The 8,138-nt window shown below is 56.8% G+C and carries 9 protein-coding genes and 1 pseudogene; 7 read left to right on the top strand and 3 right to left on the bottom strand.

All coding sequences use genetic code 11. The features are described from left to right. The 3 genes from TX82_RS16405 to TX82_RS13170 form a co-directional block, all read right to left on the bottom strand. A partial coding sequence (locus tag TX82_RS16405; protein ID WP_187291974.1) for an Lcl domain-containing protein occupies positions 1–221 on the bottom strand: 221 nt, incomplete at its 3' end. A gap of 226 nt (positions 222–447) precedes the next feature. After that, complete coding sequence (gene gatB / locus TX82_RS13175; protein WP_005011687.1) at positions 448–1,890, bottom strand: Asp-tRNA(Asn)/Glu-tRNA(Gln) amidotransferase subunit GatB; 1,443 nt, start codon at positions 1,888–1,890, stop codon at positions 448–450. Positions 1,891–1,999: 109 nt separating this feature from the next. Continuing rightward, a complete protein-coding gene (locus TX82_RS13170) occupies positions 2,000–2,743 on the bottom strand; it encodes an SDR family NAD(P)-dependent oxidoreductase (protein WP_005011686.1) in 744 nt (247 codons plus the stop codon). A 117-nt stretch (positions 2,744–2,860) separates the two neighbouring features. Here TX82_RS13170 and TX82_RS13165 point away from each other — a divergent pair, with 117 nt between their 5' ends. From TX82_RS13165 to TX82_RS16400, 7 genes and pseudogenes are all read left to right on the top strand, one after another. Further along, the gene (locus TX82_RS13165; protein WP_005011684.1) at positions 2,861–3,136 is read left to right on the top strand and encodes a hypothetical protein; all 276 of its coding nucleotides are present in this window, start codon (positions 2,861–2,863) and stop codon (positions 3,134–3,136) included. A gap of 82 nt (positions 3,137–3,218) precedes the next feature. Continuing rightward, positions 3,219–3,434, top strand: a complete 216-nt coding sequence (locus tag TX82_RS13160) for a ferritin family protein (protein ID WP_005011682.1) — start codon at positions 3,219–3,221, stop codon at positions 3,432–3,434. Between the two features lie 5 nt (positions 3,435–3,439). Next, on the top strand, positions 3,440–4,108 hold the full coding sequence (locus TX82_RS13155) for a heavy metal response regulator transcription factor (RefSeq protein ID WP_005011681.1): 669 nt from the start codon (positions 3,440–3,442) through the stop codon (positions 4,106–4,108). Between the two features lie 3 nt (positions 4,109–4,111). Then, positions 4,112–5,542: a sensor histidine kinase gene (locus TX82_RS13150; RefSeq protein ID WP_005011678.1), complete on the top strand. Its 1,431-nt coding sequence runs from the start codon at positions 4,112–4,114 to the stop codon at positions 5,540–5,542. 220 nt (positions 5,543–5,762) lie between these two features. After that, positions 5,763–7,052 carry an ABC transporter substrate-binding protein gene (locus tag TX82_RS13145; RefSeq protein WP_005011676.1) on the top strand — a complete coding sequence of 430 codons (1,290 nt, stop codon included), beginning with the start codon at positions 5,763–5,765 and terminating at the stop codon, positions 7,050–7,052. Next, positions 7,036–7,911 (top strand): carbohydrate ABC transporter permease, encoded by an 876-nt coding sequence (locus TX82_RS13140; protein ID WP_005011674.1) that lies wholly within the window; start codon positions 7,036–7,038, stop codon positions 7,909–7,911. Before TX82_RS13145 ends, TX82_RS13140 begins: the two co-directional genes overlap by 17 nt. A gap of 5 nt (positions 7,912–7,916) precedes the next feature. After that, positions 7,917–8,138: pseudogene (locus tag TX82_RS16400) on the top strand (carbohydrate ABC transporter permease); the annotation flags it as partial.

Here is an 8,138-nt window from a genome sequence, read left to right as displayed (position 1 = left end):
TTTGCAAAAATGGGGTCGACGTGGATGACCATCTCACTTCCGACCTGGGAACTGTTGGTTTTATCAGGCTCATACAGCGTGCGCAATTCTTCCAGCGTCGGCATCCGCCAGTCAATGTAACCGGCAAAGGTGGTGTCGTTCAGGTCCTTCACGTAGGAGAATCCTTCCCGCCAATTCATCCAGCGACCCGTATCGAGATACGAATCCTCTTTAGCCCACATGAGGCCCGTCCGAGTGTCGCTGATGGTACCGTCGCCGTGGTCAATGAACCTCTTGTCAGTGGACCACGCTGCAACCGGCCTGTCTAAGGATTGGCCGGGAGAAGTGCCTGCGAGCACCAGAATCAAGGACAAAACGAGTCCAGAGAGGACAGGCAAAAGACGATGGGGAATAGATTTCATTTTTTCCATAGTATAAAAATTCTGTGCGAAACAAAACCCCGGCGATTCAAGCCTGCCCCAGCTTCTCCTTGAATAACTTGTTGAGCAGGCCGGGATTGGCCTGCCCCTTGCTGGCCTTCATGGCCTGTCCGATGAAATAACCGAGCACCTTGTCCCGGCCGTCCTTGAACTGCTGAACCTGCTCCGGGCTGTTGGCGATGATGTCGTCCACGATTTGCCCCAGCGCGCCCTCGTCGGAAATCTGCGTCAGTCCCTTTTCTTCAATGATGGCGGCGGGCTCCTTGCCGGTCCGGTACATTTCCTCGAACACCGCCTTAGCAATCTTGCCGCTGATGGTCCCGGCGTCAATCAACTTCAGCATGGTCGCCAGTTTTTCCGGGGTCACCGGGCAGTCGCCGATGTCGCGGTCATCCTGGTTGAGCAGGCGCAGCAGTTCCCCCATGATCCAGTTGCTGACCAGCTTCGGCTGGTTGAACAGCGCGACGCACGCTTCGAAGTAATCGGCCAGCGCGCGGGAAGTGGTCAGCACCCCGGCGTCGTATTCGGGAAGGCCGTACTGCTCAACGAAGCGCCGCCGTTTTTCCTCCGGCATTTCCGGCAGTTCGTGCCGAATCGATTCAATCCAATCCTCATCGCATGCGACGGGAACGAGGTCCGGTTCCGGAAAATAGCGGTAGTCGTGCGCTTCTTCTTTGGAGCGCATGGAGAAAGTAATGCCCCGGTTGGCGTCGTACAGCCGCGTTTCCTGCACTACTTGATCGCCCTGATCAAGGATCTTGGTCTGCCGCTCCACCTCGTATTCGATTGCCTTCTGTACGAATTTGAAGGAGTTGATGTTCTTGAGCTCGACGCGGGTGCCGAATTCCTGTTGCCCTACAGGGCGGAGCGATACGTTGGCGTCGCATCGGAAACTTCCTTCCTCCATGTTGCAGTCGCTCACGTCCGCGTACTGCAAAACGGATTTGAGCGCCACGAGGTATTCGCGCGCGTCCTCGGCGCTCCGCAGTTCCGGCTCGCTCACGATTTCGATCAACGGCACCCCGGTGCGGTTGTAATCGACATAGCTCTTGTCCGGATCGCCCAGGTTCTCGCCGTGGATGGATTTCCCGGCGTCTTCTTCCATGTGGATGCGTGTGAGGCCGATGCGTTTCGGTCCGTCCGGCGTCTGGATGGTCAGGTGGCCGCGGAGTCCAATGGGCAGGTCGAACTGCGACACCTGGTAACCCTTCGGCAGGTCCGGGTAAAAATAATTCTTGCGCGCGAACTGGTTCACCGGCTGGATTTCGCAATGCGTGGCGAGGCAGGCTTTCATGGCGTACTCCACCACCTTGCGGTTGAGCACCGGAAGCACGCCGGGCATGCCGAGGCAGACCGGGCAGGTGTTCTCGTTGGGCTCTTTGCCGAATTCGGTGGAGCAGGAACAGAAAATCTTGGACCGGGTTTTCAACTGGGCGTGGACTTCCAGTCCGATGACCGTTTCGTATTTCATGGGGCGTGTGTTTCCGGGGCCGTGGGCCGGGTTGCATTGCGGCCGGAGGCCGGGCAATGGATTGAATCTACGGATTCTAATACATGGCGGAAAAAGCCGTCAACTTTCTCTACATGGCGGTGAAGCCGCCGTCCACAGGAAGCAGGGTGCCGGTGATGAATGACGACTCGTCGCTGGCCAGAAACAGGCAGGCGTTGGCGATCTCTTCCGCCTTTGCGAACCGTCGCAGGGGATAGTAATGCTCTTTCCAGTCTTCCATCAATTCGGCGTTGCCGCGCAGTTCCTCGGTCATGTCCGTCTCCACCATGCCGGGGCAGACGGCGTTGGAACGGATGTTCATGGGACCGTATTCCACCGCAATCGAACGGGAAAGCTGGTTGAGGGCGCCCTTGGAGACGTTGTACGCTCCAGTTTGCGGCACGGCAACGAGGCCGAGGATGGAACTGATGTGCACGAGAGAGCCGGATTTCCGCTCGACCATGTGGGCCAGCACCCGGCGGGTCAGGAGGAACAGACCGCGCAGGTTGATGTCCAGCACCTGATCCCACATGTCGTTGGGGGTCTCGTGCAGGGCACCGCCCCCTAGCGTTCCCGCGTTGTTGACCAGCACGTCGATCTGGCCGAACTGCTTGAGGGTGATTTCGATCAACCGGTCCACGTCTTCTTCTTTGGTGATGTCTCCCGGAACGGCCAGGACGTTGGCTCCCAGCCGCCGGGCCGCCGCTTCCAGCGGGTCTTTTCGCCGTCCGAACAACGCGAGGCGCGCACCTTCCTTTTGAAACCGCTCTGCGCAGGCGAGGCCAATGCCGGTACCGCCGCCGGTGATGATGACGGTCTTGTTCTCAAGTCTCATGGCCGATTCCCCGTACAAATGTGGATGTTTCATCTATATAATGGTGAAGCCTGAAATATACCATTTCACGCTGCTGCAAAACACCGCAATTCTTCCCACGGACCCGGAGGCACCGGAATGGCCAGTTTGAAATACGTTTACTACCTGTTCGGCGGATTTATCGGATTCGTCTGCGGGCTCATTATCCAGATGATATTCATGGCGCTGGAGAGGTCCGGCACCCTGATTCTGGGCAACTTCGCCCGCGACTACGGCGTGGTGGGCCGCATCATGATTTATCTGGTGGAGGGCATCCCTTACATGGGTGTGGCCTTCGGCATCCTGCTCGTCCACTATATGTTCGGGCAGCGGTTTGCCGAGGAAAATCAGGATGATGGCGGTAAAGAAAATTGAAACCAAAAATTGCAAGGTTTACAATAGCCTCCGATTGAATCGGTGATACAATAAAAATATCAATACCTTCTGAAGCAAATTCATGACCAGCAAGTTCAACGAAAATATCCTGAAAGCCCTCACCACCACGGAGGAGGCGCTTAAAATATGCAAAGAGGCGATGGAAGACGCCAATGACGAAACCTGTCGCGCCATGTATGCGGCCATGATCAAGGACTGTGAAAAGCACGTCCAGATGCTGAAAGGGGAGATCGATCTCCACAAAGTCCAGAAAAAATGGGATGACAACTCGAAGTAGTGGGTATGCGTATCTTGATCGTTGAGGACGAGAAAAAGGTCGCCGGATTCATCAAGAAAGGTTTGGAAGAGGAGACCTACGCCGTCGATGTGGCCACCGACGGAGAGGAAGGCCAGAACCTGGCGGAGATGAACCACTACGACCTGATCATCCTCGACCTCATGTTGCCGAAGATCAAAGGGCTTGATGTGCTCGCGCACCTGCGCGGAAAGAACATCAATACCCCGATCATCCTGCTGACTGCCAAGGATTCCGTTGAGGACAAGGTGACCGGGCTCAACCAGGGCGCCGACGATTACCTGACCAAGCCCTTCGCCTTCTCGGAACTGCTGGCGCGGATCCGCTCGCTGATGCGGCGGGGGCAAAGCGAGACCAAGACCCTCCTGCAGGTCGGCGACCTGACTCTTGACCTGGTCAGCCACAAGGTGAAGCGCGGCGGCGAGGAGATCGAACTCACGGGCAAGGAGTACAGCCTGCTGGAATACTTCATGCGCAACGCGGGAAAGGTGCTGACGCGGACCATGATCGCCGAGCACGTGTGGGATTACAATTTCGATACGTTCACCAATGTCATTGATGTGTACGTCAACCACCTGCGCAAGAAGATCGACAAGCAATACGATCACAAATTACTGCACACCTTGAGGGGCGTCGGATATGTGATGAGGGAATAGAAGATGGTATTCAATTCCATTCGTTCCAGACTGACCGCCCTGTACGTCGCCCTGCTGGGAATCATCCTGATTCTGTTCAGCATCATCCTCTATTACTTCCTCAACAACCGCCTTTACGAAAGCATCGACAACTCGCTCAAGCTGTCGGCCAGCGTGGTGCGCAAGACCGCACAACTGGATTACTCCCGCACGCCGCTTCCGGGCCTCGAGTTTCTTTTCGAGCAGTTCCTGGGATACGGCAACCTCAACAAGTTCTACCGTATCTACGATGGCTCCGGCAACGTCGGGTCGCGTTCCAAAAATATCGATGCCTCCAAATTTCCGTTGTCCCAGGACGCCTACGGACGGGCGTTGAAAGGTGAGATGACGTACGAGACCTTCACCGTCGCCGACGGCCACCCTATCCGCGTCATCACCATGCCGGTACTCCGCGACGGCACACTGGTCAACCTCATCCAAGTAGGAACGTCGCTTGAAGGTGTCAAGGAAACCATGCGCAACCTGCGCATCTTCCTGTTCACCGGGGTGCCGACAGTCTTGCTGTTGAGCGCGCTGGTAGGCCGGTTCCTGGCGCGGCGGTCGCTGGAACCGGTGGCGAAGATCACGCACACCGCACGCGACATTGCCAGCGGCGGCGATCTCAGCCGGCGCATTCCGGTACCGGAGGTTCAGGATGAAATCGGCAACCTCGCTCTCACGTTCAACGACATGATGGACCGCCTCGAACGGTCGTTTGCCAAAATTCGCCAGTTCAGCAGCGATGCCTCGCACGAGCTGCGTACGCCGCTCACGGTGATGAAAGGGCAGAGTGAGCTCGGGCTCAGCAAGCTGCGCAAGCCGTCGGAGTACCAGGAGGTGCTGTCCAGCAACCTGGAAGAGATCAACTACATGTCGCACATCCTTGACGACCTGTTTATCCTCGCGCGGGCGGACGAAGGTCAACTGCCCATGGAAACGGAACGCGTCAACCTCGTCACTGTTATTGAGGATGTGTGCAAGAATGTTGAAATTCTCGCGGAAGAAAAACAGATCGAAATCAAGATCGCCTACCTGGAGTCGGCGGAGGTCATTGGTGACGGACATCGCCTGAAGCAGATGGTGTGGACGCTCCTGCACAATGCGGTCAAGTACACACCGGAGAAGGGCCTCATTAAAATCACTTTGCAGGATCTGGGAGACTACGCGTTCCTCAGCATTCAGGACAACGGCATCGGTATCCCGGAAACAGATCTGCCGTGGATTTTCGACCGGTTCTACCGCGTGGACAAGGCCCGGTCGCGTTCCGAAGGCGGCAGTGGGCTGGGTCTCAGTATCTGCAAGCACATTGTCGAGATGCACAACGGCACCATCGAAGTGGAAAGCAAGATGGGCGAGGGCACGCGATTCAAAATCCGCCTGCCCAAGGACCGTGCCGCCAGCCGCAAAATCGCCTGACCCCTTTTCGAATCTTCCGGGTGTCCTCCGTTTCTTATCCCGGGCCCAGCCCGATTTTCTGCAAAGTGGGGAAATCCGAATTCGCGACAAAGGGGATTCCGGATCTACGTTTTTCCATCGGACAAACCCGGTTGGATACGGGCTCAGCCCGGTTCACTGCAAAATAAAAAATTCCGTGGTACCCTGTAACCATCCCCTTTCCACATTCCACAGGAGATATATGGTCATACTGCGGATTGTGTCCCTGGTCCTGTTGTTCGCGGTTCCGGGCTGTCTGTTTTCCGGAACGCCGCCGGAATCTCCCAACACGGTTCACTATTACCAGTTCTCCCTTCCCGGTTTCAACGCGACCTTTGACCCACTGATCAAACGGTTCCATCAGCTTCACCCCGGCTACCGGGTCCAGGTGCATCAACTTCCCACCGGCACCGACGACCAGCACCAGTTTTACATGACACATTTGAAAACCCGTGGATCCGGCCGTATCGATGTGCTGGCGCTGGATGTGATCTGGATGGCGGAATTCGCACGCGCCGGATTGCTCTCTTCGCTCAATGAAATTTTGCCAGAGGAAGAGTGGAACGATTTCTTTGCCCCCAGCGTGCAGGCAGGAACGTTCCGCGAAACCCGATATGGTGTGCCTCTGTTCGTCGATAGCGGCGTGATGTACTCGAGAAAAGACCTGTTGCAGAAGCATGGATTCAGCAAGCCACCCGCTACATGGGGTGAGTTGGTGACGATGGTTCAAACCATCAAGCAGGCGGAAGGGGACGACCGGCTTCACGGATTTGTCTGGCAGGGCCGTCAATATGAGGGGCTGGTCTGCAACTTCATGGAGTTTCTGCCGCGGGACGAGTCGTGGCTGCTACCTGGGAATGGAAAGCGATTGAACCGTGCCCTGATCGAACCGCGTCTGCGGTTCATGCGAAGGCTTTTGACCGACGGAGTCTCACCGCGGTCTGTTTTGGCGATGGCGGAAGAGTCGAGCCGCCACGTTTTCCAGAACGGACGAGCGGTGTTCATGCGCAACTGGCCGTATGCGTGGCGGCTGTTGCAACAGCCGGATTCGCCGGTTGCAGGCAGGGTGTGGATGTCGCCCCTGCCAGCTGTGGAACGGGGTGAGGCGGGACATGGAACGCTGGGCGGGTTTTTGCTCGGAATGCATCGCGACACGCCGGTACCGGAAGCAGCACAGGCTTGGATCGCGTTTCTGACACGACCTGATGTTCAGCACGAGTTGTGGCTCAAGTTGGGATTGACCCCGGCTCGCAAATCGGTTTTGGAGGGTGCCCCGCCTCTCGATGCGCCGCCTGTAAACGTTCTGTTCGAGGCTATGGAGCAGGCCGTGCCGCGTCCGACCATGCCGCTGTACATGCCCCTGTCGCAATCCCTGCAGGCCTATCTGAACGGTGGGCTGGGGGAGGTGTATTCCATGGACGAGGCAATACGGTTGATAGACGCGGACCTTCAACGTTTGACGCGGGTGCTGGACGATGAAACAGGAACTTAAAGACCGCCTGCTGTTTCTGGGGCCATTGTTGATTCTTCCGGGACTTTTAGTGGCGTGGCCGCTTTTCGAAATCGTGATCCTCGGATTCAAAACCAGGGTGACATTGTTCGGGATCGACCGCTGGGTGGGGCTGGACAATTATCAGTACCTGTTCGGCGGAGATTTTCGTTTCTGGAAATCGGTGACAAACACGTTGTACTTCACCGGCGTGTCCGTGATGCTGGAATTTTTCATTGGTTTTGTGTTTGCGCTGTACCTGCGGTTCGGGGCGGGATCGGTGTGGTGGAAAACGATCCTGCTTCTGCCTTGGGCGATTCCAAATGTGGTCAGCGCGCGGTTGTGGCAGTGGATGTTTCACTCGGAAGCGGGAATTGTCAACCACATCCTGCAGACACTGGGTGCAGTGAAGGCCCCGGTGTACTGGCTGGCGAATCCGGACCTTGCTCTTCATGCCGCCATTCTGGCAGACGTTTGGAAGACGACCCCGTTCATGACGCTTCTTTTATTCGCAGGACTTCAACGCGTTCCGGAATCTCTTTTGATGGCGGCGCGGGTGGACCGCACACCGCCGCTCCGTCTGCTCATGCGCATTTTGCTTCCGGCCCTGCGGCGGGTGATCCTCACCGCACTGGTCTTGCGTTTCCTCGATGCTTTCCGGGTGTTTGACGTGATTTATGTGATGACGGGCGGCGGCCCGGCCAACAGCACGGAAACGCTTTCCATTTATGCTTACCGCACCTATTTTCAGGCGTTGCAGTTCGGGTACGGTTCATCCGTGGCGCTGGTGCAAGTGGGGATGATGATTGCCCTCACCTGGCTTGTTGCCGCCGTCCTAAAAGACCGGAGGCAGACGGTATGAGGCGGATGAACCATTTTCTTTTCCTGTTCGTGTTGTTCGCGTGGAGCCTGGGGCCTTTTATCTGGCTTTGGGTCACCTCGGTGAAGCCTCCCGGCACGGTGGCGCAACTGCCGCCGATATGGCCACAGGCGTTCAGTTTGGAGAACTACCGTTCCGTTTTGCAGAACGACGCGTTCCTGAATGTTGTGGCGAACAGCCTTTATGTGTCGCTGGGTGCGACGGGGTGG

It is taken from the genome of Nitrospina gracilis 3/211 (assembly GCF_000341545.2).
Taxonomy (GTDB): Bacteria; Nitrospinota; Nitrospinia; order Nitrospinales; family Nitrospinaceae; genus Nitrospina; species Nitrospina gracilis.
This window is presented reverse-complemented; position numbering and strand designations above follow the sequence as displayed.

Bases quoted from the DNA above. Each gene is read 5' to 3' on its own strand.
- TX82_RS13155 (WP_005011681.1), top strand. From the start codon at position 3,440: ATGCGTATCTTGATCGTTGAGGACGAGAAAAAGGTCGCCGGATTCATC.
- TX82_RS13160 (WP_005011682.1), top strand. From the start codon at position 3,219: ATGACCAGCAAGTTCAACGAAAATATCCTGAAAGCCCTCACCACCACG.
- TX82_RS13140 (WP_005011674.1), top strand. From the start codon at position 7,036: ATGAAACAGGAACTTAAAGACCGCCTGCTGTTTCTGGGGCCATTGTTG.
- TX82_RS13170 (WP_005011686.1), bottom strand. From the start codon at position 2,743: ATGAGACTTGAGAACAAGACCGTCATCATCACCGGCGGCGGTACCGGC.
- TX82_RS13150 (WP_005011678.1), top strand. From the start codon at position 4,112: ATGGTATTCAATTCCATTCGTTCCAGACTGACCGCCCTGTACGTCGCC.
- TX82_RS13165 (WP_005011684.1), top strand. From the start codon at position 2,861: ATGGCCAGTTTGAAATACGTTTACTACCTGTTCGGCGGATTTATCGGA.
- gatB (WP_005011687.1), bottom strand. From the start codon at position 1,890: ATGAAATACGAAACGGTCATCGGACTGGAAGTCCACGCCCAGTTGAAA.
- TX82_RS13145 (WP_005011676.1), top strand. From the start codon at position 5,763: ATGGTCATACTGCGGATTGTGTCCCTGGTCCTGTTGTTCGCGGTTCCG.